The sequence below is a fragment of the Flavobacterium cryophilum genome (assembly GCF_048286555.1).
Taxonomy (GTDB): Bacteria; Bacteroidota; Bacteroidia; order Flavobacteriales; family Flavobacteriaceae; genus Flavobacterium.
In genome coordinates this window covers 644,811-669,167 of sequence record NZ_JBLVPZ010000001.1, presented here as the reverse complement: position 1 = coordinate 669,167, position 24,357 = coordinate 644,811, and the positions used below count along the sequence as shown (strand labels likewise).

The 24,357-nt window shown below is 34.7% G+C and carries 23 protein-coding genes and 1 pseudogene; 16 read left to right on the top strand and 8 right to left on the bottom strand.

What is annotated here, in order from left to right; genetic code table 11:
* The first annotated feature begins 81 nt into the window (after nucleotides 1-81).
* Nucleotides 82-1,083, top strand: a complete 1,002-nt coding sequence (locus tag ACNQGJ_RS03010) for an NAD-dependent epimerase/dehydratase family protein (protein WP_417970211.1) — start codon at nucleotides 82-84, stop codon at nucleotides 1,081-1,083.
* 9 nt (nucleotides 1,084-1,092) lie between these two features.
* On the opposite strand, the gene ACNQGJ_RS03005 is transcribed toward ACNQGJ_RS03010, so the two are convergent.
* The 3 genes from ACNQGJ_RS03005 to ACNQGJ_RS02995 are packed head-to-tail and all read right to left on the bottom strand — an operon-like array spanning nucleotide 1,093 to nucleotide 3,601.
* Nucleotides 1,093-1,512, bottom strand: a complete 420-nt coding sequence (locus tag ACNQGJ_RS03005; protein WP_417970213.1) for a DUF4296 domain-containing protein — start codon at nucleotides 1,510-1,512, stop codon at nucleotides 1,093-1,095.
* Nucleotides 1,513-1,522: 10 nt separating this feature from the next.
* On the bottom strand, nucleotides 1,523-2,863 hold the full coding sequence (locus ACNQGJ_RS03000) for a dihydroorotase (RefSeq protein WP_417970215.1): 1,341 nt from the start codon (nucleotides 2,861-2,863) through the stop codon (nucleotides 1,523-1,525).
* A 12-nt stretch (nucleotides 2,864-2,875) separates the two neighbouring features.
* A complete protein-coding gene (locus ACNQGJ_RS02995) occupies nucleotides 2,876-3,601 on the bottom strand; it encodes a polyprenol monophosphomannose synthase (protein ID WP_417971355.1) in 726 nt (241 codons plus the stop codon).
* Nucleotides 3,602-3,705: 104 nt separating this feature from the next.
* Between ACNQGJ_RS02995 and ACNQGJ_RS02990 the strand changes: the two genes are divergently transcribed.
* From ACNQGJ_RS02990 to ACNQGJ_RS02980, 3 genes are all read left to right on the top strand, one after another.
* Nucleotides 3,706-4,377 (top strand): DUF4271 domain-containing protein, encoded by a 672-nt coding sequence (locus ACNQGJ_RS02990; protein WP_417970217.1) that lies wholly within the window; start codon nucleotides 3,706-3,708, stop codon nucleotides 4,375-4,377.
* Nucleotides 4,378-4,389: 12 nt separating this feature from the next.
* Entirely contained in the window at nucleotides 4,390-5,139 is a 750-nt protein-coding gene (locus tag ACNQGJ_RS02985) for a uroporphyrinogen-III synthase (RefSeq protein WP_417970219.1), read from the top strand.
* Nucleotides 5,140-5,309: 170 nt separating this feature from the next.
* Nucleotides 5,310-5,780, top strand: coding sequence for an Lrp/AsnC ligand binding domain-containing protein (locus tag ACNQGJ_RS02980; protein ID WP_417970221.1), 471 nt, complete (start codon nucleotides 5,310-5,312; stop codon nucleotides 5,778-5,780).
* Between the two features lie 93 nt (nucleotides 5,781-5,873).
* On the opposite strand, the gene ACNQGJ_RS02975 is transcribed toward ACNQGJ_RS02980, so the two are convergent.
* A complete protein-coding gene (locus ACNQGJ_RS02975) occupies nucleotides 5,874-6,560 on the bottom strand; it encodes a zinc metallopeptidase (RefSeq protein WP_417970223.1) in 687 nt (228 codons plus the stop codon).
* A gap of 236 nt (nucleotides 6,561-6,796) precedes the next feature.
* Nucleotides 6,797-9,997 carry a leucine--tRNA ligase gene (locus ACNQGJ_RS02970; RefSeq protein WP_417970225.1) on the bottom strand — a complete coding sequence of 1,067 codons (3,201 nt, stop codon included), beginning with the start codon at nucleotides 9,995-9,997 and terminating at the stop codon, nucleotides 6,797-6,799.
* Nucleotides 9,998-10,273: 276 nt separating this feature from the next.
* On the opposite strand from ACNQGJ_RS02970, the gene ACNQGJ_RS02965 reads away from it, so the two are divergent.
* From ACNQGJ_RS02965 to truB, 4 genes are all read left to right on the top strand, one after another.
* Nucleotides 10,274-11,149: a cell division protein FtsX gene (locus tag ACNQGJ_RS02965; RefSeq protein WP_417970227.1), complete on the top strand. Its 876-nt coding sequence runs from the start codon at nucleotides 10,274-10,276 to the stop codon at nucleotides 11,147-11,149.
* A 50-nt stretch (nucleotides 11,150-11,199) separates the two neighbouring features.
* Entirely contained in the window at nucleotides 11,200-11,457 is a 258-nt protein-coding gene (locus ACNQGJ_RS02960) for a DUF3098 domain-containing protein (RefSeq protein WP_417970229.1), read from the top strand.
* A 65-nt stretch (nucleotides 11,458-11,522) separates the two neighbouring features.
* Complete coding sequence (locus tag ACNQGJ_RS02955) at nucleotides 11,523-12,344, top strand: undecaprenyl-diphosphate phosphatase (protein WP_417970231.1); 822 nt, start codon at nucleotides 11,523-11,525, stop codon at nucleotides 12,342-12,344.
* Nucleotides 12,345-12,350: 6 nt separating this feature from the next.
* On the top strand, nucleotides 12,351-13,049 hold the full coding sequence (gene truB / locus ACNQGJ_RS02950; RefSeq protein ID WP_417970233.1) for a tRNA pseudouridine(55) synthase TruB: 699 nt from the start codon (nucleotides 12,351-12,353) through the stop codon (nucleotides 13,047-13,049).
* 468 nt (nucleotides 13,050-13,517) lie between these two features.
* On the opposite strand, the gene ACNQGJ_RS02945 is transcribed toward truB, so the two are convergent.
* Nucleotides 13,518-14,123 (bottom strand): thioredoxin family protein, encoded by a 606-nt coding sequence (locus tag ACNQGJ_RS02945; protein WP_417970235.1) that lies wholly within the window; start codon nucleotides 14,121-14,123, stop codon nucleotides 13,518-13,520.
* Between the two features lie 105 nt (nucleotides 14,124-14,228).
* Between ACNQGJ_RS02945 and ACNQGJ_RS02940 the strand changes: the two genes are divergently transcribed.
* From ACNQGJ_RS02940 to ACNQGJ_RS02905, 8 genes and pseudogenes are all read left to right on the top strand, one after another.
* A complete protein-coding gene (locus tag ACNQGJ_RS02940) occupies nucleotides 14,229-15,008 on the top strand; it encodes a patatin-like phospholipase family protein (protein WP_417970237.1) in 780 nt (259 codons plus the stop codon).
* Nucleotides 15,009-15,075: 67 nt separating this feature from the next.
* Complete coding sequence (gene pyrH, locus ACNQGJ_RS02935; RefSeq protein WP_417970239.1) at nucleotides 15,076-15,783, top strand: UMP kinase; 708 nt, start codon at nucleotides 15,076-15,078, stop codon at nucleotides 15,781-15,783.
* Between the two features lie 63 nt (nucleotides 15,784-15,846).
* Entirely contained in the window at nucleotides 15,847-16,410 is a 564-nt protein-coding gene (frr, locus tag ACNQGJ_RS02930; RefSeq protein ID WP_417970241.1) for a ribosome recycling factor, read from the top strand.
* A 216-nt stretch (nucleotides 16,411-16,626) separates the two neighbouring features.
* Nucleotides 16,627-18,219 (top strand): hypothetical protein, encoded by a 1,593-nt coding sequence (locus tag ACNQGJ_RS02925; protein ID WP_417970243.1) that lies wholly within the window; start codon nucleotides 16,627-16,629, stop codon nucleotides 18,217-18,219.
* 7 nt (nucleotides 18,220-18,226) lie between these two features.
* Entirely contained in the window at nucleotides 18,227-18,871 is a 645-nt protein-coding gene (locus tag ACNQGJ_RS02920; RefSeq protein WP_417970245.1) for a hypothetical protein, read from the top strand.
* 254 nt (nucleotides 18,872-19,125) lie between these two features.
* Nucleotides 19,126-20,904: a hypothetical protein gene (locus ACNQGJ_RS02915; RefSeq protein ID WP_417970247.1), complete on the top strand. Its 1,779-nt coding sequence runs from the start codon at nucleotides 19,126-19,128 to the stop codon at nucleotides 20,902-20,904.
* A 2-nt stretch (nucleotides 20,905-20,906) separates the two neighbouring features.
* Nucleotides 20,907-21,359 carry a hypothetical protein gene (locus ACNQGJ_RS02910; protein ID WP_417970248.1) on the top strand — a complete coding sequence of 151 codons (453 nt, stop codon included), beginning with the start codon at nucleotides 20,907-20,909 and terminating at the stop codon, nucleotides 21,357-21,359.
* Nucleotides 21,360-21,534: 175 nt separating this feature from the next.
* Nucleotides 21,535-21,642: pseudogene (locus ACNQGJ_RS02905) on the top strand (ribosome recycling factor); the annotation flags it as partial.
* Between the two features lie 82 nt (nucleotides 21,643-21,724).
* Here ACNQGJ_RS02905 and ACNQGJ_RS02900 read toward each other — a convergent pair.
* Both ACNQGJ_RS02900 and ACNQGJ_RS02895 read right to left on the bottom strand, forming a co-directional pair.
* Complete coding sequence (locus tag ACNQGJ_RS02900) at nucleotides 21,725-22,054, bottom strand: DMT family transporter (RefSeq protein ID WP_417970250.1); 330 nt, start codon at nucleotides 22,052-22,054, stop codon at nucleotides 21,725-21,727.
* Nucleotide 22,055: 1 nt separating this feature from the next.
* Nucleotides 22,056-24,326, bottom strand: a complete 2,271-nt coding sequence (locus ACNQGJ_RS02895) for a cation:proton antiporter domain-containing protein (RefSeq protein ID WP_417970252.1) — start codon at nucleotides 24,324-24,326, stop codon at nucleotides 22,056-22,058.
* Between the last annotated feature and the right edge of the window lie 31 nt (nucleotides 24,327-24,357).

The following is a 24,357-nucleotide window of genomic DNA, read 5'->3' as shown; positions in this document are numbered from 1 at the left end:
TTGCACAAAGATAAAATTTATTGTGGATTCGGTTATTTGTTTAATAGGTTATTCGAAAAAAATAATTCGTATTTTCGTAGCATGATTTTAGTCACAGGCGGAACTGGTTTAGTAGGCGCACATTTATTGCTTCATTTAATTGAATCCCAAAGTGTAGGGGACGAAAAAATACGCGCAATCTATCGAAGTATCGCTTCGATTGAAAAGACCAAATCCCTATTCTCCATCTATAAAAAGGAATCCCTGTTCGAACAAATCGAATGGATTCCCGCAGATATTACCGAAGTTCCTTCTTTAGAAATCGCCTTTCAAAATATAGATACCGTCTACCACTGTGCCGCTTTGATTTCTTTTGATCCAAAAGATGAAGATGTATTGCGAAAAACAAACATTGAAGGCACCGCAAATATTGTGAATTTTTGTATCGCTTATCAAATAAAGAAACTGTGTTTTATAAGTTCCATTGCCACTTTGGGCGATTTGCTGCCTCATGAAAAATTCATCACCGAAGAAACCGAATGGAATCCAGAAAAGCCGCATAGTGATTATGCCATTTCTAAATATGGCGCCGAAATGGAAATCTGGCGCGGACAACAAGAAGGTTTAGATGTCATAATTATAAATCCAGGCGTTATTCTAGGTCCCGGTTTTAGAGAGCAAGGAAGTGGATTACTTTTTACAAAAGTAAAAAACGGATCGAAATTTTACACGCTAGGCTCTACAGGATTTGTCGCCGTTACTGATGTTGTTAGAATCGCACACCAATTAACACAAAGTGAAATTAAAAATGAACGCTTTACCTTGATTGCAGAAAATAGTGTTTTTCGTGACATTCTGAATTCTATGGCCGATTCATTAGTCGTGCAACGACCTCACATTCATGCAAAACCTTTCTTTATGAAGGTGCTTTGGAGATGGGATTGGTTTGTCTCGAAGGTTTTGCAACAGCCCAGGAAATTAACTAGAGTAACGGCAAAAGCTTCGTATGCGACACCCAAATATTCGAATCTGAAAATTAAAGACGTGTTGAAAACTGATTTTATGAATATCAGCCAATATATTAAAGAAATTTCAAATCTATAAATTCTTTTCTTACTTTAATTTTGTGGTATCTCGGCTAACTACCGGTTGTTTTTCAACTTTTTTAATTTTCTTTTTCTTTTTTTGCAATTTGACCAAAGAATCTACACTTTTATTATTTGATTCTAATCGTTTGCTAATTTGCTCAAACATGCTCTTATATTCATTGTAATCTGAGGCATAATAGATATTGCTTGTGGCATATTGAACACTGTCAATTTTATATTTTTTAAAAATATAGTCTCTCGAATTTATTTTAAAGGTGTCCAAGGAAGCTGGATTTTGATTCTTTATGGCTTCTAAAATAGATAAATCATACATAATATCGACCATAACGTCTTTATCTATAAGTCGTTGCGGCTTATTCACCACTTCTTCTTTACAGCTTACAAAAAGTGTTACAATTGTTAAAAGTGCTATGATTTTTCTCATTTATGAAATTTTATCTTTCAAATAATAACCGTTTTCCTGCTCGAATATCTTTTACTTTAAAAGCCGTATAAACTAATCGCCCGTTTACAAAAGTATGGGTAATTCTAGATTTAAACGTAAAACCCTCAAAAGGAGACCAACCACATTTAGCTAAAATATTTTCTTTTTTTACGCTCCACGGTAATCCTGAATTTACGATAACCAAATCAGCATAATAGCCTTCTTTAATAAAACCACGTTTTTCTATTTTGAAAATTTTGGCTGGATTGTGGCACATCTTCTCCACAATTTTTTCAATGCTTATTTTTCCTTGATGGTACGCTTCAAACATAGCTACAACAGCGTGTTGTACTAATGGTCCGCCAGAAGGCGCATTGAGATAAGATTGTTTTTTCTCTTCTAAAGTATGTGGTGCGTGATCCGTTGCAACTACATCAATTCTGTCATCAAGTAACGCTTCCCAAAGCACTTTTCGATCATTAGCTGTTTTTACCGCTGGGTTCCACTTGATTAGATTGCCTTTGGTAGCATAATCATCATTGGTAAACCACAAGTGATGCACACAAACTTCGGCTGTGATTTTCTTGTCTTCCAAAGGAATTTTGTTTGTAAACAAATCCATTTCTTTGGCAGTCGAAAGGTGAAAAATATGCAAGCGAGCGCCAGTTTTCTTAGCTAGCGCAACGGCTTTTGAAGAGGAAATATAACAAGCTTCCACACTTCGGATCAGGTGATGAGCCGTAACGGGAACATCTTCTCCAAACTCTGCTTTGTATTTCTCTAAATTGTTTTTGATGGTTGTTTCATCTTCACAATGCACTGCAATTAATAAGGATGTACTCGAAAAAATTTTCTCTAAAGTCGCTTCATTATCCACCAACATATTTCCTGTTGAGGAACCTAAAAATATTTTTATTCCGGCAACATTCTTTGGATTTGTTTTTAAAACTTCCTCCAAATTGTCGTTGGTTGCGCCCATCATAAACGAATAATTAGCATACGATTTTTGGGCAGCCAATTCGTATTTTTGTTCTAATAATTCTTGGGTAACCGCATTGGGAACCGTGTTAGGTTGTTCAATATAAGAAGTAATACCACCTGCAACCGCCGCTTTGGATTCTGATTCTATATCGCCTTTGTGGGTGAGTCCTGGTTCTCTAAAATGCACTTGATCATCAATTGCACCTGGAATCAGATAATTTCCTTCGGCATCAATAATTTGGCATTGAGAGGATTTAGCACTTATACTTTCTGAAATCTCAACAATTAAGTCATTTTCAATTAATACATCGCCCTCAAAAATTACTCCTTCATTTACTATTTTGGCATTCTTAATTAAAACCCTGTTCATCCTGTCTTTTTCTTATAATGTGTTGACTAATCTTTTCAATCTAAGTGCAATAACTCCAAAAACGGCTTCAATGATTATTGAGTTACTCATTTTGGATTGCCCTTTTGTTCTATCGGTAAAAATGATGGGAACCTCCACAATTTGAAATTTTTTACAGTACGTTCTGTATTTCATTTCAATTTGAAAAGCATATCCAACAAATTTTATTTTATCTAAATTGATTTCTTCGAGTACGCTTTTATTGTAACAAACGAAACCTGCTGTGGCATCATGAATTTTCATTCCGGTAATCATTCGTACATACACTGATGCAAAATAGGACATTAGTACGCGACTCAATGGCCAGTTTACTACATTCACTCCGGTAACATAACGCGAACCAATCGCGAGATCAGCATCGCCAAAATGACAGGCGTTGTATAATTTCTCTAAATCATTTGGATTGTGGGAGAAATCAGCATCCATTTCAAAAATAAAATCATATTTATGCGCTAATGCCCATCTAAATCCGTGAACATAAGCCGTTCCCAAACCTGATTTTTTTTCTCTTTTTTCCAAAAATAATCTCCCCCCAAATTCAGATTGAAGCAAAACGACCTTATCAGCAGTATGATCCGGTGAATTATCATCAATAATAAGAACATGAAAAGATTTATGCTGCGAAAACACCGATCGGATAATGCTTTCTATATTTTCAATTTCGTTATAGGTGGGAATTATAACAATACAATCATTCATATTTTGGACTAATTTCAACGCAAAAGTAAACTTTTTATGCCATTTCATCCTTAATAAAATTATAATAAAAAGATTGATATAAAAATTAGTAATTTTGTAGCGTCATGATCGAAAATATACTTCATCCAAGAATAACGGAGAGCAAAGACTGGGCAACCGTGCTTTTTGTTCTGTCATTTGCTATTATTGCTTTAACCAAATCCATTTTCGAAAATAGATTTGGTGATTTTGCGAATTTAATATTTTCCAATAAATACAACAAAGTGTACAGAGACAGCAGCCACTTGAAAAGCGGCTTCACCATATCTTTGTTTTTTGTCCAAGTTATTTCTATTACGTTCTTCATACAAATTTCGCTAAGCTATTTTGGTCACGCCTCAAAAACGGACTGGATACTGTATATTCAAATATTTACTTTCCTATCTTTCTTTATTTTATCTAAATATTTGATTGAAAAAATAATTGCTACTTCATTTAATATCGAAGAATTTATGGAGCAGTTTAACCTTCAAAAGGTTACTTACAGAACCTATATTGGACTATTCATACTACCATTGAATATTATTTTGTTTTATTACGACTCATTTTCAAGAAATATTCCACTGTTAATTATCGCTATAATACTGGTGATAAATATTTTAACCTATTTTATTTCAATAAAAAACTATCAAAATTTAATAATCGGTAAGTTGTTTTATTTTATTTTATATCTTTGCGCTCTTGAAATAGCACCCTATTATTTTATGTATTACTGGTTTACAAAAGGGAGTGCTTAGAAACCGTTAAATATGAAAGTGAAAACAATTTTGGTGTCACAGCCTGAGCCTAAAGTGGAGAATTCCCCTTACTTTGAACTTCAACAAAAGCATAAAGTAAAAATTGATTTCAGACCTTTTATTCATGTTGAAGGAGTTAATGCGAAAGAGATCCGACTTCAAAAAATTGATCTTAATCAGTATACCGCGATTATTTTAACAAGTAAGAACGCTGTAGATCATTTTTTTAGAGTGGCTGATGAAATGCGTTATAAGGTTCCCGAAGGATTAAAATATTTCTGCCAATCAGAGGCTATTGCTTTTTATCTGCAAAAATACGTAGTGTATAGAAAACGTAAAATCTACGTTGGACCTAAAGATTTTGCTGATTTATCTCCGTTGATAAAAAAATATAAAGACGAAAAATTCTTATTGCCTGCTTCAGATCAATTGAATGCCGATGCGCCGATAACGTTAAACGCATTAAAAGTAGACTGGACGCCAGCTGTTTTTTACAGAACCGTAATGAGCGATTTATCCGATTTAGCCGATGTATATTATGATGTTTTGGCTTTCTTTAGCCCAACCGGAATAAAATCATTGTTTATGAATTTCCCGGACTTTGAACAAAACAACACTCGAATTGCCGTTTTTGGAAGCACTACACAAAAAGAAGCGTTGGATCACGGTTTAAGAGTGGACATTCTTGCGCCAACACCAGCAGCGCCCTCCATGACAATGGCTTTAGAAAAATACATTATTGAAGTCAATAAAGGAAAATAAAAAATTACTTTTCAAATATAACACAAAAGCCATTCGCAATCCGAATGGCTTTTTTTTTAACGTCAATTTAAAAAAATACTCCTTGTGCTTTTTATTTAATCACTTTTTATTTAAATTTGATTTCCAATCTAAACTAAAATTGATATTTAAGTTTAAAACAACAACAATTCATGAAAATTAATTCTTTAATAGTGGAAATTGACGGTATCGACAAAGAAATTTTACGCGACCTGATGGAAGATGCCCGAAAGCCAATTCTTCAAATCGCCAATAAAATAGGAATTTCAGGCGCGGCAATTCATCAACGCCTGAGAAAACTGGAACAATCCGGCGTTATATCGGGATCAAAATTTACGGTAAACAATAAAATTCTGGGTTATAATACTATGGCTTTTGTTGGAATTTATTTGGACAAAGCAGCCAGAAATCCTGAAGCTGTGCGTGATTTAAAGAAAATTCCTGAAGTATTAGAATGTCATTACACCACGGGAAACTGGTCGATTCTGATCAAAATTATTTGTCGGGACAACGAACATTTAATGCATTTACTTAACACCAAAATCCAAGCCATAGAAGGCGTTTCCAGAACAGAAACCTTTATTTCCCTAAACCAACAAATCGATAGGCAGATTCAATTATAGTTGTGTTAAATCGAACACCTGTTGCGTTGCTTATTAGACCATAAAAAACGTCTTGTTCGAAAACAAGACGTTTTTTATTTTTAAACGAAAACTCTAATTTCTTCTTCCGCCCATATAAATCGAAACATAATACAACAAGGTTGCAATAGATCCTAAAGCCGCTACAACATATGTTCTGGCAGCCCATTTCAATGAGTCTTTGGCTCCAGCGTGTTCTTGTGGCGTCAACATTCTTTTGTTTTCTAACCAAGCCAATGCTCGATTGCTCGCGTCATATTCGACCGGTAAAGTAACTATAGAAAACAATGTTGTCGCTGCAAAAATGATAATTCCTACCAATAATAACTGTGGAAAAGTTTTCATCATCAAGATCCCTCCAAGCAAAATCCATTGCATATAAGTGGAAGCCACATTCACCACCGGCACTAATTTAGAACGCATCGTGAGCCACTGATACCCCACCGCGTGTTGTACTGCATGTCCACATTCGTGCGCCGCCACAGCCGCCGCAGCCGCATTTCTTTGATTGTAAACCGCCTCACTTAAATTCACTGTTTTGTCTGCCGGATTGTAATGATCCGTCAAACGACCCGGTGTAGAGATCACTCTTACATCGCGAATTCCGTTATCAGCAAGCATTTTTTCGGCGATTTCAGCACCGGTCATTCCGTTTTGCAATTGTAATTTAGAATAATGTTCAAATTTGCTTTTTAGTCTTGAACTAACTAACCAGCTGAAAAGCATAATTGCTCCGGCTAGAATCAAATAACCCATTCCCATATTTTTGTTTTTTTAATTTTATTGTTATAAAGTTGTAAAAGAATTATCAAAATCTGAACCAATTTTTTACAATGTCAATTTGGCATTCCTAAAAAGGAAAGCGGATTACACCCATGAAACGGATTTGCGCAGCTTTTTATTGAATGAAAAAATCCAAATTCTAAAAATAGAATTTGGATTGATATATCTGTTGCTTTAGAGATGCACTGCAGTGCGCTGCTGAATCACTACAAAATCTACCCCACCAAATTGATGATTTTCCCCGGAACGATAATCACCTTATTTGGCAATCTTCCTTCTAATTGTTTGATGGTTCTTTCGTCTTTCATTACGATTTCCTCGATTTGTTCTTTGGTTAAATCCAAAGGCAAGACCATAGTAAAACGCATTTTCCCGTTGAAAGAAACTGGATATTCCTTGCTGCTTTCGACCAAATGTGCAGGCTCGAATATTGGAAAAGTAACAGTTGCGATAGATCCTGTATTTCCTAACAACGACCATAATTCTTCGGCGATGTGCGGCGCATACGGCGAAATCACAATCGCCAATGGTTCCAGAATAGCACGCGAATGACAATTTTGAGTGGATAATTCGTTCACACAAATCATAAATTGAGAAACCGATGTATTAAAAGAGAACCCTTCAATATCTTCCGCTACTTTCTTTATGGTTTTGTGCAATGATTTTAAGTTGTCTCTGGTTGGTTCGTCATTAGTAACAATCAAACCGTTTTCATCAAAATACAAACGACATAGTTTTTTCAAAAAACCAAAAACTCCTGAAATCCCTGACGTGTTCCATGGTTTTGCTTGTTCCAATGGCCCTAAGAACATTTCATACAAACGCAACGTATCGGCTCCGTATTCGTTGCAAATATCATCTGGCGTAACTACATTGTATTTGGATTTGGACATTTTTTCGATTTCACGACCAACGATGTATTTTCCGTTTTCTTCAGTGATGAAAATTGCATTAGTATATTCTTCTCTTGATTTTTTAAATCTTTCAATATCTAATTCATCTGAAGAATTCACGAAAGAAACATCTGTGTGCAATTTATCGAAAGAATTCTCATAAAGTCTTATAGAATCTACATTCGATTTTATATTTTTAAATATTTTTCTACCTAAATCGTTAAGAATATCGTTGTCAATTTTATAATGATTATAGTAAAATCCATCTGGTTTAACATCCACAAATACTTGATCTCTATCATCAATATTTCCGAAAAACTTATTTAATTCTTTTATATAAAAATGTGAAATATAAACATTATCTAAATCACCCATTTTATCCAAACCACTATGACCAGTTCCAATACCATAAGAATATCGATAAACAAAAGCACTCATCCCCAAAATCATTCCCTGATTAATCAGTTTTTTGAATGGTTCTTCGGTTGGTGCAAAACCTTTGTCTTTTAGGAATTTGTTCCAAAAACGAGAATACAATAAATGTCCGGTGGCATGTTCGCTTCCGCCAATGTATAAATCTACGTTTTCCCAATACGCCAATGCGTCTTTGCTGGCAAACTCCTTTTCATTTTGCGCATCCATATATCGCATCCAATACCAGGAACTTCCAGCCCAACCTGGCATCGTGTTCAATTCTAAAGGAAATATGGTTTTGTTGTCAACCAAATTAGTTTCAACTACTTTGTTGTTCACACTGTCCCAAGCCCAAACCAAAGCGTTTCCTAAAGGTGGTTGTCCGTCTTCAGTTGGTAAATATTTCTCTACTTCCGGCAAGATGATTGGTAAATGTTGCGCCTCAATCATTTGTGGCATTCCATTCACATAATATACCGGAAACGGTTCGCCCCAATACCGCTGGCGAGAGAAAACAGCATCACGCAAACGGTAATTGATTTTTCCTTTTCCTTGGTTTAGTTTTTCTAATTCTTCTATGGCTTTTTTAGTCGCTTCTTTATAGGTCAGTCCGTTTAGGAAATCAGAATTAGCGATAATCACATTGTCTTTAGAGCCATAGGCAACTTCAGAAATATCTACATTGGCAAAAATATTTTTGATTTCCGTCATACCATTTTGACCGTTGAAGAAATTCGCAAACGCATAATCTCTTTCATCGCCACAAGGAACGGCCATAACCGCGCCTGTTCCATATCCTGCCAAAACATAATCCCCAATCCAAACCGGAATGGATTCTTTGGTAAACGGATGTTCCGCATACGCACCCGTAAATACTCCCGAAATGGTTTTTACATCGGCCATACGTTCTCTTTCGGAACGTTTTGACGTTTTTTCTATATAAGCATCGACTGCTGCTTTTTGTTCTGCCGTTGTGATTTGAGCTACCAATTCATGTTCTGGCGCCAAGGTCATAAACGTTACTCCAAAAATGGTATCAGGACGCGTTGTAAAAATCCCCACCCCAACCCTCCCCGAAGGGGAGGGAGACGGGATATTTACTGCGTCTGTAAGAACTTCATTTAATAGATTCTCATTATTATCTTCTTTAATATTACCAAAGCTGTCTACTCTGGTTTCTCCCCCTTCGGGGGAGGTTAGGAGGGGGAATATTACTGTCGCCCCAACGGATTTCCCAATCCAGTTTCTCTGGCTTTCTTTGATGCTTTCACTCCAGTCAATATCATTTAATCCTTGCAACAAACGTTCTGCATAAGCCGAAATTCGCATGCTCCATTGTGTCATTTTTTTTCGAACTACCGTAAAACCGCCACGTTCTGAAACACCATTTACAATTTCGTCATTTGCTAAAACAGTTCCTAATCCCGGACACCAGTTGACTTCGGTCTCGGCCAAATACGTCAATCGGTATTGCAGCAAAATTCTCTCCTGTTGTTCTTTTGCGAAAGCGTTCCATTCATTGGCTGAAAAAGCTTCAATGTTTTCATCGCAAACGGCATTTACATTTGTATTTCCTTCTGTTGAAAAAATAGAAACCAAAGTCGAAATATCTTCGGCTTTATCGCTGTTTTTATTGTACCAAGAATTGAATAATTGGATGAAAATCCATTGCGTATGCTTGTAATAATCAGGATTTGAGGTGCGGACTTCTCGGCTCCAATCGAAAGAAAATCCAATTTTGTCCAATTGTTTTCGGTAACCTGCAATTTTATTCCCTTCTTTATCTGTTCCTCCGTCAATATTTACCGAAGTGGTATCTTCAGGTCGTTGCCCTGTTTGAATGGCATATTGTTCTGCAGGCAAACCAAAACTATCGTAGCCCATAGGGTGCAATACGTTAAAACCTTGGTGTCTTTTATATCTTGAATACACGTCAGAAGCGATATATCCCAGCGGATGTCCTACGTGCAATCCCGCTCCAGATGGATAAGGAAACATATCAAGTATGTAAAATTTAGGTTTTGTTGCGTTATTTTCGGCTTTGAACGTTTCGTTTTCCAACCAATATTTTTGCCATTTGGCCTCTATTTCATTCGGATTGTATTTCATTCCTCTTTTTTATTGTTTTTTAATGGAGTCATGCTGTCGCGCACTCAAGTCATTCCTCTTTTTTATTGTTTTTTAATGGAGTCATGCTGTCGCGCACTCAAGTCATTTTTATAAATGGTGCAAAGTAGCAAAGAGACAAAGCCTCCAAGGCTTTCTCACGAAGACTATTTTTAGGTGCCAAATTTACGTTTATTGTACGAAAGTTGAAACTTTGAGCGTTATTAACTTCAAATAAAGAAATTCTTTATTATTTTTACCCAATAATTTCAGTAAACTATGAGTTCTTCCTTTGATAAATTTCAAAAACGCCGGTTAATTTCCTCTTATTTTTCAGTAGTGCTAAGTGTTTTCTTAGTTTTATTTCTACTGGGTGTATTGGGTCTTTTTATTATAAATTCTAAAAAATTAGCGGACGATTTCAAAGAAAATATTGCTATGACCGTTTTTTTTAAGAACGAAGCAAATGACAGTATTTTGAAGGCTTTTGGAACTGAATTAAAATCGAGCCGTTTTACTAAATCATATGATTTTGTAACTAAGGAAGCTGCTGCAAAACAACATACGGATATCATCGGAGAAGATTTTATGGAATTTCTAGGCGAAAATCCATTACAAAACTCTTACGATATTCACCTAAAGGCCAATTATGTAATCAAGGACAGTATTGCAAAAATTGAAACCCGCTTACGCAAAAACGCTATGATTTCGGATATTGTATATGACAAGCAATTAGTAAATCTAGTGAATGACAATATCAAAAGAGTGAGTATGTGGATCCTGATAATCAGTGGATTCCTTGCTGTGATTGCCGTATTGTTAATTAACAGTTCATTACGATTATCAATCCATTCCAATAGATTCATCATTAAAACTATGCAAATGGTAGGCGCAACAAAAGCTTTTATCAGAAAACCATTTGTGGTAAGAAGTATAAAATTGGGGATGATTGGAGCAGGGCTTGCTATCATTGCATTAATTGGCGTGCTGATTTACGTCCAAACTCATTTCCCGAATTTTGGCATACTAGACGACAAAGCTTCAGTAGCGTTGGTATTGTTAGCTGTTTTAGGAGTTGGAATATTGATTACTTGGTTAAGCACCTATTTTGCAACACAACGTTTCTTAAACTTAAGAACAGACGACCTTTATTAATTTTTAATTGCAGAATACCGATTTTTAATTTCAGAATTTAAAAAAACAGCATGAAAGATAACGACCAAAAACAAGAATTTCTTTTTGATAAAATAAATTATAAAATTCTATTAGTTGGGATTGGAGTAATTGCCCTAGGATTTATACTAATGGCTGGCGGCGGAAGTGACGACCCAAATGTTTTCAATGAGGATATTTTTAATTTTAGAAGAATTCGATTAGCCCCAACAACCGTTTTAATCGGGTTTGGAATTACCGTTTATGCCATTCTGAAAAATCCAAAAAAAATAGGTAACAGTGAAGCGTAATAAGTTGCCGTGTAAAGCAGACTATATCAACTGAACACTAGAAATTGATCACTGATCACCATATAATGAATACATTACAAGCATTTTTAATTGCTGTTATCGAAGGATTAACAGAATATCTTCCGGTTTCGTCAACAGCTCACATGGTTTTTCTTAGTTCTTATTTTGGAATTCAACAGGATGATTTTGTTAAACTATTTCAGGTTTCTATTCAATTTGGAGCCATTCTAGCTGTTGTTGTTCTGTACTGGAAGAAATTTTTTGATTTCTCTTCAAAAAGTGTTGCTATCAACTTTTACATAAAACTTATATGCGCCGTAATTCCTGCTTTGGTTTTAGGAAAATTATTCGATGATAAAATTGAAGCTGTTTTAGGAGATCCAATACCTATTGCAATTGTCTTAATTTTAGGCGGAATCATTTTATTATTTATTGATAGTCGCTTTCAAAGTCCAACAGTCTTAAAAGAAGAAGATATCACCATTAAAAAAGCAGTGACCATCGGTTTCTGGCAATGTTTAGCGATGATGCCCGGAACAAGTCGTTCTGCCGCATCCATAATTGGAGGAATGCAGCAAAGATTAACACGACATGCAGCTGCGGAATTCTCTTTCTTTTTAGCGGTTCCAACAATGATGGCAGTAACATGTTATTCTGTATTCTTGAAAACCTACGAAACCTCACAAATGAAAGGCTACGAATTGATTTTAAAATCAAACGAAAACATACAATTGTTCTTGATAGGGAACGTGGTTGCTTTTATCGTTGCTATTTTAGCGATTAAATTCTTCATTGAAATCATCAAAAAATACGGTTTTAAACCTTGGGGATGGTACCGCATAATAGTAGGTGTGTTTTTATTGATTTACTTCTCATACTTAAAATAATTCCCATTGAAAACAGCCGAAGATTTCCAAAACGGACAAATTTTACTTATTGACAAACCCTTAAATTGGACGTCTTTTCAGGCAGTAAATAAAATGAAGTGGGCTTTAATCAGCAAAATTAATCTTCCAAAAAAATTTAAGATTGGTCACGCCGGAACTTTAGATCCTTTGGCAACTGGATTACTCTTAGTTTGTACTGGGAAATTTACCAAAAGAATTACAGAACTTCAAGGTCAGGCAAAAGAATATACCGGAACGTTTTTTATTGGGGCCACAACCCCTTCTTACGATTTAGAGACTGAAATAGACCAGACTTTCCCAACGGAACATATTCACGAGGCCTTAATTCATGAAACCGTAAAGCAGTTTTTAGGAGAGATCGATCAAAAACCCCCCATTTTCTCGGCCATAAAAAAAGACGGCGTTCGCTTATACGAACATGCCCGTGCTGGAGAAATAATCGAAATTGCAAGCAGAAAAACAACGATTCACGAATTTGAAATAACTCGAATTGCGCTTCCGGAAATAGATTTTAGGGTCGTTTGCAGTAAAGGAACTTACATTCGTTCCCTGGCTTTTGATTTTGGAAAGGCAATAAATTCAGGTTCCCATTTGACTGCTTTGCGCAGAACAAAAATTGGTAATTATGATGTGATCGATGCAATGGACGTTACTGTATTTGAACAAAGTCTTACCTCCAAATAGTAGTTATCAAAAAGCAAAAACACATGACAAATCAAAATTAAATTTGCGATGTGTTTTTTCTAAAATTAAAGTAGTTTTAATCCATACTCTATTTGTCTAGTTAGGCTTTCGCCAAAGTTAATAATTAGTTGCTTTTTTACCTCCAAACAGTAAATTCGACAAATAATCATAAAACCTTTCAAATCGCTTTTTCATGATGCTGTTTTTTTAGTTGTGAAACACTATTTAAACATCAATAAGAAAAGCAACAATAGATTTGGTACGCATACACTAATTTACGATTTATTTTTCGATAAAGAAAAAAATTAACAAAATATAAATTTACATACTTGCTCCCAATAGAAATAGAACTTTAAGTGTTTTCTACGTTTCTAATTTTACGCAAAGTCAACAAAATCTTGCAAGTAGCTTCCGCACTCTGGACAAACTTGAAGCAAAATAGTTTTGAATAGTATCGCTAGTTAAATTCTATTGTTCCAAATCAAGCATCAAATTAATCAATTCGTTTTGGGTGCTTATTCCTTTGTCATGCAAATACCACAATTGCAAGTTGGTTTTTATGGTATCGTCAATAACCCCAAATTCTTTTTTATACTCCGCAATTAAATCGCTGGCACCTTCGGGTCTTGCTCCCCATTTACCTAGAACACTTCCTGTTTCTTTATCTACTACAATAAGTACTGGAATTGATTTCTTTTTATTGGTCAAAAACAACTTCATCAATTCGTCATTTTCATCACGCAGCACAATTCTTAATTCAATTTTATCGGAATCAATCGCCATTGCATTTATAATGGGTAAGAGTTGGGCTGCATCACCACACCAACCTTCGGAAATAACTAACCAAATGTATTCTTTTTTTAAATTCTTTAATTGCCGAATATTCTCATCGGTAATTTTCATCGTTTTATCCAAACGGTTCATTCGGGTTTCATTCAACTCACTGTAGTGGGTTAAATCTTCAGATTGTTCATTTCCGCTTGATTTGCCTTGAACCAATAAATCTGAAACTAGCTTTCTGTACTCTGAATAGGAATGACTATTAAACAACGCTTTAGCAACTGGAATTTTCATAATGAATTATTTATTTTCACAAAGTTACCATAAAATTGGAGTATAAATGTGATATTGGTCACTTTCAACTCTACAAAAAGAGTAATTTTAGCACAAATAAAAAAGATGGATTTAAAAACAAAATCGGTAGGATTAGTACTTTCCGGCGGAGGTTCTAAAGGTATAGCCCATGCTGGTGTGATTAAATTTTTAGAAGAACAAAACATCCGTCCGTCCCAAATAGCAGGAACAAGTGCAGGTTCAATTGTTGGCACCATGTACGCTTGGGGGAAAACTCCCGAAGAAATTCTGGAATTTTTCAAATCGATATATTTTTTTCATTGGAAGCATTTAACGTTCAAAAAAGCAGGAATAATTGATTCAGAATCCTTCAAAACATATTTTCACACTATTTTTAAAGATGCTACATTAGGTGATTTAAAAATCCCGATTCAAATTACGGCAACTGATATGATTCGAGGAAAATTAAAAATATTTAGCCCGGAAACAAAAATCACCGATGCAATTTTAGCTTCCTCCGCATTTCCCGGGATTTTATCTCCATATGAAATTAAAGGAAAAATATACAGTGACGGCGGGATCTTGAATCATTTCCCTACTGATATTCTACAAGGACAATGCGACACGTTAATCGGTGTTTATGTGAGTCCAATTCAAAAAATTGAGGCTAAAGATTTAAGTTCTATAAAAGCAGTGACCACGCGAGCCTTTGATATTCTTTCGGCAAATTCAAACATGCATAAATTCAATATTTGCGATTGGGTTATTGAACCAAAAGACTTGTGTCTGTACAGCACCTTTGAAACGAACAAGGTAAAGATGAATGCCGTTTTCAACATTGGCTATGAAGCCGCAAAAAAATCGTACGAAAAACTTAATTTATAAAATTTCAGCAACATTATTTTAAAAAAAAAGAATATTCTATATTTGCACCAATCAACTCAACACACACATGAAATACAAAAGAATTCTTCTAAAACTAAGTGGAGAAGCTTTAATGGGCGACTTGCAATACGGAATTGATCCAAAAAGACTCGCTGAATACGCTGACGAAATAAAATTAATTCATGACAAAGGTGTAGAAATAGCCATTGTAATAGGTGGTGGAAATATTTTTAGAGGAGTTGCCGGAGCGAGTGCAGGAATGGACAGAGTGCAAGGAGATTACATGGGAATGCTGGCTACTGTGATTAACGGAATGGCATTACAAGGCGCGCTGGAAGAAAAAGGAATGAAAACCCGTTTACAAACTGCCTTAAAAATGGAATCGATAGCAGAACCGTACATCAAAAGAAGAGCGGATCGTCATCTTGAAAAAGGAAGAATCGTAATTTTTGGCGCCGGAACCGGGAATCCTTATTTTACAACCGATACCGCAGCGGTTTTACGTGGAATAGAAATCAATGCCAATGTGATTTTAAAAGGAACTCGTGTTGATGGCATATACGATTGTGATCCGGAGAAAAATACTTTGGCTGTGAAATTTGATCATATCACTTTTGAAGATGTTCTAAAAAAAGGATTGAATGTAATGGACACAACTGCATTTACATTAAGCCAAGAAAACAAATTACCAATCGTAGTTTTCGACATGAACAAAGCAGGAAATTTATTGAAAATCTGCCTTGGAGAAAACATAGGAACTGTAGTAAATATATAGTTAATGATTCATGGTTTTAGCTGTTGGATTTCTCCAAATATCTAAAACCCAAAACTTAAAAAAATGACTGAAGAAATTGAATTTATATTAGATAGTACTAAAGAATCTATGACCGGTTCTGTTGCACATTTAGAAAAAGAATTTTTAAATATCCGTGCTGGAAAAGCATCGCCAGCAATGCTTGGAAGTGTATTTGTTGATTATTATGGATCGGCCACACCACTTTCACAAGTGTCAAAAATAAGTGTTCCTGATGCCAGAACAATTACGTTGCAACCTTTTGAAAAAAATATGCTACACGTAATTGAAAAAGCAATTATGGTTGCCAACATTGGTTTTAACCCCATGAATAACGGGGATGTAATTATCATAAGCGTTCCTGCACTAACCGAGGAAAGAAGACGCGATCTCGCCAAACAAGCCAAAGTAGAAGCCGAAGATGCTAAAGTGGGTATCCGAAATGCCAGAAAAGACGCGAACACTGAAATTAAAAAATTAGAAAAAGAAGGAACTTCCGAGGACATTTGTAAAAGTGCTGAAGAAGAAGTTCAAAACTTAACCAATACGTTTATCCGTAAAATTGATGAACTTTTAGTGGTGAAAGAAGCTGAAATTATGAAGGTGTAAAACCATCTCTACTTATATCAAAACCGTCTTGTTGATTTACGAGACTGTTTTTTTATGCTTAAATATCACTAAAAGTGGGTATTGTAGCTTGTGAAATATTTCCTATTTTTATGAAATATAAACGAACTAAATATTTTATGAAAACAAACAAACAAACAAACGTTTGAATTAAAGCGGAAAGTCCATGTCCTTTTTATTGGGTTAGTCCTATGCTTTTTGCAATCCTGCACTACGGAAGAGGTAGTACTTGAACGTGAAGCAAATAAAAAAAACTATGTTACTTCTGAGAAAGTGAGTATAGAAAATGTACTTTCAGTACTTAAGAACCCTGTAATACTTAACCAAACGGAAACTTTCAAGACCAACACTCCAGAAAGCATTACCCAGAAAGGTGGTAAAAAACCCAATGTATATTTTACTAAAATAGTCAAGGGTAATGAATACACTACTTACCTGCTGCTGCTCAACAGCTATTCTACTAAAAATCCTTATTTTATGTATTATTCGATTACTCAAAACGCAACCACAGAAAAAGTAGGTTACTTAAAATATATTCCTGACACACCCACATCTTTACTTGACATTAGCACCTTTTCAGGAAAGATACAGATGCTGGACCTTAAAAAAAAGATTAGAACAGAAAGTAGTTTTCTAAATGGCCAACCTAAAAAACATACTACTTCTGCCACAGCAAGAACTACTGACGATTGTACCTCATCATCATCAATAATAACACATTATTGCGGCTCTGATGAGGCTCACTCTCCTGGTCAAAAATGCACTGATCCAACAAAAGCTTACTATGAAGTCCTAATAGTTACTACTTGCCCATACGTAAGCCCATACGACAACAGCGCACCAGTACCTAATGAATTCATAAATAACTCAACTGGCGGTGGGGGCGGAGCTAATGTTGAGGATTTTATTATTTCATTTGAAGGGATTTTAAGTTTAAGGCAAAAAATATGGTGGGATAATTATAGTAATGACCCTTTAAAACAAGAAATTATTACTTATTTAGGCCAAAATCCTACTAATGAAGGAATACTATTTTCGTTAGAAATGATTGATCAAATGAGAGCGAATCCAGACCTATTTCGTTCTATTAAACCTTTTTTAATTGAAAAAAATATTGATGATACAAATCTCGACGCTTGTAGTGAAGGTGTATTTCAACAAATTAAAAATACAACTATATGTGATTTTGCATATATATTTGCCAAGCTTGGTGCTGATGATTCTATTTACAATACGACTATGAAGACAGAACATAATAGTGTTATGGTTAATGGGCAACTACAAGAAGTTGGCGACCCTGCTAACACCATTAGAACAACACCTGGAACCAAATATAATTATACGGTTTATGTAAATCCTGAATATCCAGGTAAAACGAAATTATTTATTGCCGCTGTGTTATTACACGAAATGGCACATGCCTACTTTTTTAGCTTGGTTGATGATTACAACATGGAAGCGACTAATTCATTTAATGAGCTTCCTATTTTATTTAACGCAGCTGTAGTGAATAAATTTCCAATAGGGTCTACTTTACATCATGAAGAAATAGCCAATAGTTATGTAAATGCAATAGCTTCTGCTTTGCAAGAATTCCAACCAGGACTAACTCAACAAGTTTATGATGATTTAGCTTGGGGTGGATTAAAAGGAACTCCTATTTTTGACACATTATTTCCAGTGGGTAATCCAAATCGACAAAGAATAATAAACAGGTATGATTCCGAAGGAACTGGAACAGATCAGGGTAGTACGAACCAACAAAACCCAATGGGTCAACCTTGTAATTAATAAACCTATGAAAAAAGTATTATTTATTTGTATAGTTTTTTTAGCTTTATCTTGCTCAGTTAAAAAAAGCAACAAAAATTTCTATGAAACAATAACTCCGGTTGTAAAGGAAAGTGATATTACAAAAATAGAAGGTGATATTATTAATGATTTTTTAGAGATAGAACTCAAAAAAGATCGTTACAAACCATACAAAAATCATCCAATTTGTATTATCAAAGAAGGAATTAGGAGATTGTCTTCATTAATTATCTATGAATATTGTTATACAGATAGAAATTTACCCATAAAAAATTCTACAAATAAAGATTGGATTCTTAACGAAGTACAAATAAAAAACATAAAGGATACTTTAGCTAACACTATGGCACATAATTGGAAGGTTTCGGATTTTACTTCGATTAATGTTTCAATTATAGAATCGAGTGAATTAAGAAAAAGCATTAAAGAAAACAATTATACCAAGTTTTCAGAAACCTTAATTCTTAATTTGTCAACGCCATTAATAATTAATGATAAAAATGCATTTATAACTTTTAATGCTAATCTTGGGTGGAAAACAATGGACAGATTTACCGCTTTACTGAAAAAAAATAAAGAAGGAAAATGGGAAATAGATTCATATTATTATGACCCTAATTCTACTTGGTAAATCATTTTGATTCTTTATTTTTTACAAATTGAATAGAAGTTACATTTAACAAGTCAAGGCAAGCCTAAGCAAGAAACTCCAATCGCTCGGATATAAAAAAACTTATGAAAGTATAATTACTTTCGAATACTATTAAAAACCGTCTTGTCTAATTTACGAGACGGTTTTTTTATGCTTAAATATCACTAAAAGTGGGTATTGTAGCTTGTGAAATATTTCCTATTTTTATGAAATATAAACGAACCAAATATTTTATGAAAACAAACAAACAAACAAACAAACAAACAAACAAACAAACAAACAAACAAACAAACAAACAAACGTTTGAATTAAAGCGGAAAGTCCATGTCCTTTTTATTGGGTTAGTCCTATGCTTTTTGCAATCCTGCACTACGGAAGAGGTAGTACTTGAACGTGAAGCAAATAAAAAAAACTATGTTACTTCTGAGAAAGTGAGTATAGAAAATGTACTTTCGGTACTTAAGAACCCTGTAATACTTAGCCGAACGGAAACTTTCATAACCAGCACTCCAGGAGGCATCACCCAGAAAAGCGGTGAAAAACCAAATATATATTTCACTAAAATAGTAAAACGTAATGCATATACCACTTATCTCTTGTTACTAAACAGTTACTCTACTAAAAATCCTTATTTCATGTATTATGTGATAACACAAGACGCAACTAGTGAAAAAGTAGGATACTTAAAATACATTCCTGATACTGCCATACCTTTCCTTGACATTAAAAATTTTTCAGGAAAAATCCAGATACTGGACCTCAAAAAAAAGATTAGAACAGAAAGCATATTATTAAACGGTCAACCTCAAAAACAAGCTAATGCTGCAACAGGAAAAACCACTGAAAATTGTACTCTAACAGTAATGTACATAGAGCATTATTGTACTAACGGAGACAATCACAGTCTCGGGGAATCATGTGGCGGGGATTTAATTAACGACGCATACAATGAATACACCTCAATAGGCGAAGTTTGTACCTCCAGCGGATACGACAACAGCGCACCAGTACCAAATGAATTAATGAATTTTTCAAATGGAACTGGAGGCGGAGGTGATAATGCAGATATTGCACTACTTGAGTTTGAGCAATACCTAGACTTAGATCAACAAAACTGGTGGAATAGCAGTCGAAATTCTGATAAAAAAGCTGAAATAAGTAATTTTTTAATTGCATATCCTGATGAAATAGAATTTGCTAGAGAGATGCTATTACAAATGATTGATGATCCATCATTAAAGCTTGATGTAGAATCATCTTTTAAGTCACCATTTAATATTGATAAATCATCAATAAAAGATGTTACCGAAGAGGATAAAAAGTTTAATTCAGTATATAAATCTTTAACTGATTCCCCCGCATTTAAAAACTTATTTTTAGATTTATTTGATAATAACAACAAGCGATTCAATGTGAAATTTGAAATCATTGAAAATCTAGATAACAACACAAGGAAAATAGATGGATTTACAATACCGCCAGACCTTAAAGGCGGACCAACTCTCATTCAAATTAACAAACAAATATTGACCTCTACGGGATTAAGACCTAAGACAAATATTGAAATTGCTAAAACCATATTACACGAGTGTATACATGCTTACTTAGCAATCAAAGGCAAATATCCTGATGCTGGCGGCAGCACTATACCAGGTATAGAAAACATGACATTTGCGGAGGTATTGAAAGCCACAAGGCCTAGCACTGGCGCTCAACACGATTTTATGTTCAAAAACATGGTGCCAACTATGCAAAAAATTCTTGCTGAAATTAAAGATTCAGTTACATCTAGCACTACCAGAGCAACTGTTGAGTCTATAAGGCTACAACCTAATTTTTATACTAACCCAAAAAACACAACACTTTGGAACTGGAATGACTATTTCTATTATCTAAGTTTAATCGGTCTACAAGATACCGAAGCTTTTAAAATAAGCTTTCCTGCTAATACAGATCAATTTGAATTACTTCTTGAGTATACCGCTTTTGGCCACAAACACCTTAAAAATTAATTATGAAAGTCACATTATTATTCTTTTTCTTATTTGTAAATTTATTACACGGACAAGAGATTGAGGAAATCCGAAAACTAGATACGGTATATATCCTGTTTAAAGCAGACAAAAATCAAACAAAATATTTTGAAAATGAATGTATCACTTGTCAAGGATATTATTTTTTGGAGGGATTTTTTCTACAAAAAGATACTTTAGGGATTTTTACATACGATAAAGATAGTAACAGAATATATAGACCTGCTAATGACAGATATGAAAAAAAGTCTTTTTTAAAAAAGCATAAAAAAGAAATTATTGATATTAATTTTTTCAAGAAATTAGAAAAAAATATGGAGGAATTCGGGGAGTCTTACAAACCCCAAATTTACTACATCATTGACATGGCTGATTTCAGAAAAAATAAGATTAAATTAACCGAGGTTAATTCTTTAGTTTATGTAATGGAATAAGCTATTAAACATTTACCCCCGCTAGCGCTAGCGTCCCCCTGCTGGCGCGAGCGTCCCGCTCGTGATAATTCTTAATGAATAATAGTATTGAGGTTTGTGCTAGTATTTAGCTTTCTTTTGAAGTATGTTTCGGTATAAATTGTGTTGACGAGTGGGACGCTCGCGCCAGCTTGGGGACATTTGTAAAAGTGCCGAAGAAGAAGTTCAAAACTTAACTAATACGTTTATCCGAAAAATTGATGAACTTTTAGTGGTGAAAGAAGCTGAAATCATGAAAGTGTAATTACTTTCAAATACTATTAGAAACCGTCTCGTTAAAATAACGAGACGGTTTTTTTTATTTTAAATAGATTGGAAATAGCAGTTTAGTGACTAGAAACGAATTTCAAACCAATAATTGAACTTATTAAAGTGGTGATGAAAAATATTCGCCAGAAATCAGCAGGTTCTTTAAACACAAAAATCCCAACAAGAACGGTTCCCACTGCTCCAATTCCTGTCCAAACCGCGTATGCCGTTCCAATAGGCAAAGTTTGTGTAGCTTTGTAAAGCAATACCATACTTATGGTCAAGCAAATTAAAAATCCGCCCAGCCAAAATGTTGCTGTCATTCCGGAACTTTCTTTGGCTTTGCCCAGACAAGTTGCAAAACCCACTTCAAAAAGTCCACCTATAATTAATAAAATCCAGTTCATGTTAATGCTTTAAAATTAATACCGAAGGAACTCCACTCAACCAAATACTGCGGGAGTCGACTAATACTTTCCAACTTTCAAGACTAATTAACATTAAATCCTGTTGGTCCAGAAACTCTTTTTCAATCGTCACATCGGTAATTAAACCTATATTGTTAGGGTATTTTTGTTCCAAAGAATCAATGGCACTCTTGATTACAAAATTAGTATTGATATGCCCATTGACATCCAAAATAACAATTTTAGAGTCGTTGTTGTAAATTAATTTCTGAATATAATCGATCACAAATGAATCTTCGGGGCTAAAAATTGGAATAAAAACATGGTTCACCTGATGCAAATCTTTATCAATCAAAATCCCTATCGGCATCTTGGTTTTAGAAATAATCTGTCGGGTTCTTTCATCAAAAGGGGAGTTTTCAAAGAGTCCTTCTTTACCGGTAAACTTATCTATCAAGCGATCCGGATTAATGATCCTGGTTGTAAAACCAATTACTTTTCCAAGAATTGTCCCTTCAAATATTGATTTTCCCAAACCGACCAACAATAAATCGTAATCTCCTTGATTGGCAACATCGGCAATTTCGGTTTCAATATCTAAGGTTGCTTTAAAAATAGTGGTAATGTCTTGATTTAACCGTTGGGATTCTTCAACAATTGGATAAAAACTATTTTTTTCTTTATCTTCCATGTTAAAAGTATGCATCTCATCACTTAATGACAAATGCATGACCGTAATACTGGCCGATTTTTTTTGTTTTTTTATCAAGCTATTCGCCAATCGCAACAAGGATTTTCCTTTTTCGTTGTTTCCAAATGAAATTAAGATTCGGTATTTATTAAGACTTGTTTGTTCAACAATCTCAACACCATCTTTAGTTTTGAAGATATAATTGATTAAATCCAAAGCCGGTCCAGTCATAAAAGTAGTAACCAAAGCCATGATTACCATCATTGTAAACACTTCGGGAGTCAAAACCTTAAGCTCTAATCCTATGTTTAAAACGATCAATTCCATCAGTCCTCGCGTATTCATCAAGGCGCCTATAGTCAAACTGTCTCTCCAACTCTGACCTACAAATTTGGCTGCCAAAGCACTTCCCAGAAATTTTCCCACTACGGCTACTAAAATGATAAAACCGGTTACCTTCCATAAATAAGGGTCATTAATAAGACCAATTTCAGTTTTTAAACCTGTGAAAACAAAAAACAATGGTAGTAAGAGTATCAATGCAACATCCTCTACTTTTTCTATAAATACCGTTCTTAATTTTGGAACATCCGGCATAATAGCTCCTGCCATAAACGCGCCAAACAGCGCATGAATCCCAATTACTTCGGTAGCATATGACGAAAGAATAAGCACCAGAAAAAAGATTGCCACAACCGGTTTGATTATGGTGTCTTTTGAACCATATAAATCTCCAATTCTTTTCAAAAATGGTCTTACAATAAATATCATGGCAACAACATAAATTATTGCCAACATTATAATGTATAATGAACTGACGAACGTACCCGCTTTTACAATTGCGATTACCACAGCCAGAATACACCACGCGGTAATATCATCGGCGGCGGCACACGTAATGACTATAGAACCTAATTTAGTTTTATGAATACCTCTTTCCTGAACAATTCTGGCTAATACAGGAAAAGCAGTAATACTTAATGCAATTCCCATAAACAAACTAAAAGCTAAAAACGTAACTCCCTCAGGAGCAAACTGATTGTAAACAAAATAAGCCAGACCAATCCCAAGTGCAAAAGGGATTACGATACTGGCGTGACTGATCACTACCGCTTCATTAGCTTTGTTCTTCAGCACTTTCAAATCGAGTTCCATTCCAATAACGAACATAAAAAGGATCAATCCTATTTGGCTTAAAAACTTTAAATTACCTAGAGATTCAACAGGAAACAAAGCGCTTGAAAACTCCGGGAAATATAACCCCAATAAGGAAGGACCAAGAACAATACCTGCAATAATCTCCCCTATAACTGATGGCTGTCCAATTTTTTTGAACACCCAACCAAAAATACGGGCGACAAGGATTATGGTAATAATTTGTGCCAAGAGAATAGCCAGCGGATCTTGAAAGTTATGTTGAATGGACACCAAAAAATCATTCCAAGAACCATTGCCGCTTTCAGGGGTTACAATAACTTCATTTGCTTCTAATTTCTTTCCTTTGCTTATAATCCAATACATTAATGCAATAAAACCACCAGTAACACTCAAGTAAAATATTGTATTTTTATAATTCTTCATATCCATTTTTATTCATTCGCGCTCAGCTCTA

Coding starts and splice junctions, on each gene's coding strand:
- ACNQGJ_RS03010 (WP_417970211.1), top strand. CDS start 82: ATGATTTTAGTCACAGGCGGAACTGGTTTAGTAGGCGCACATTTATTG.
- ACNQGJ_RS03005 (WP_417970213.1), bottom strand. CDS start 1,512: ATGAGAAAAATCATAGCACTTTTAACAATTGTAACACTTTTTGTAAGC.
- ACNQGJ_RS03000 (WP_417970215.1), bottom strand. CDS start 2,863: ATGAACAGGGTTTTAATTAAGAATGCCAAAATAGTAAATGAAGGAGTA.
- ACNQGJ_RS02995 (WP_417971355.1), bottom strand. CDS start 3,601: ATGAATGATTGTATTGTTATAATTCCCACCTATAACGAAATTGAAAAT.
- ACNQGJ_RS02990 (WP_417970217.1), top strand. CDS start 3,706: ATGATCGAAAATATACTTCATCCAAGAATAACGGAGAGCAAAGACTGG.
- ACNQGJ_RS02985 (WP_417970219.1), top strand. CDS start 4,390: ATGAAAGTGAAAACAATTTTGGTGTCACAGCCTGAGCCTAAAGTGGAG.
- ACNQGJ_RS02980 (WP_417970221.1), top strand. CDS start 5,310: ATGAAAATTAATTCTTTAATAGTGGAAATTGACGGTATCGACAAAGAA.
- ACNQGJ_RS02975 (WP_417970223.1), bottom strand. CDS start 6,560: ATGGGAATGGGTTATTTGATTCTAGCCGGAGCAATTATGCTTTTCAGC.
- ACNQGJ_RS02970 (WP_417970225.1), bottom strand. CDS start 9,997: ATGAAATACAATCCGAATGAAATAGAGGCCAAATGGCAAAAATATTGG.
- ACNQGJ_RS02965 (WP_417970227.1), top strand. CDS start 10,274: ATGAGTTCTTCCTTTGATAAATTTCAAAAACGCCGGTTAATTTCCTCT.
- ACNQGJ_RS02960 (WP_417970229.1), top strand. CDS start 11,200: ATGAAAGATAACGACCAAAAACAAGAATTTCTTTTTGATAAAATAAAT.
- ACNQGJ_RS02955 (WP_417970231.1), top strand. CDS start 11,523: ATGAATACATTACAAGCATTTTTAATTGCTGTTATCGAAGGATTAACA.
- ACNQGJ_RS02945 (WP_417970235.1), bottom strand. CDS start 14,123: ATGAAAATTCCAGTTGCTAAAGCGTTGTTTAATAGTCATTCCTATTCA.
- ACNQGJ_RS02940 (WP_417970237.1), top strand. CDS start 14,229: ATGGATTTAAAAACAAAATCGGTAGGATTAGTACTTTCCGGCGGAGGT.
- pyrH (WP_417970239.1), top strand. CDS start 15,076: ATGAAATACAAAAGAATTCTTCTAAAACTAAGTGGAGAAGCTTTAATG.
- frr (WP_417970241.1), top strand. CDS start 15,847: ATGACTGAAGAAATTGAATTTATATTAGATAGTACTAAAGAATCTATG.
- ACNQGJ_RS02920 (WP_417970245.1), top strand. CDS start 18,227: ATGAAAAAAGTATTATTTATTTGTATAGTTTTTTTAGCTTTATCTTGC.
- ACNQGJ_RS02915 (WP_417970247.1), top strand. CDS start 19,126: ATGAAAACAAACAAACAAACAAACAAACAAACAAACAAACAAACAAAC.
- ACNQGJ_RS02910 (WP_417970248.1), top strand. CDS start 20,907: ATGAAAGTCACATTATTATTCTTTTTCTTATTTGTAAATTTATTACAC.
- ACNQGJ_RS02900 (WP_417970250.1), bottom strand. CDS start 22,054: ATGAACTGGATTTTATTAATTATAGGTGGACTTTTTGAAGTGGGTTTT.
- ACNQGJ_RS02895 (WP_417970252.1), bottom strand. CDS start 24,326: ATGAAGAATTATAAAAATACAATATTTTACTTGAGTGTTACTGGTGGT.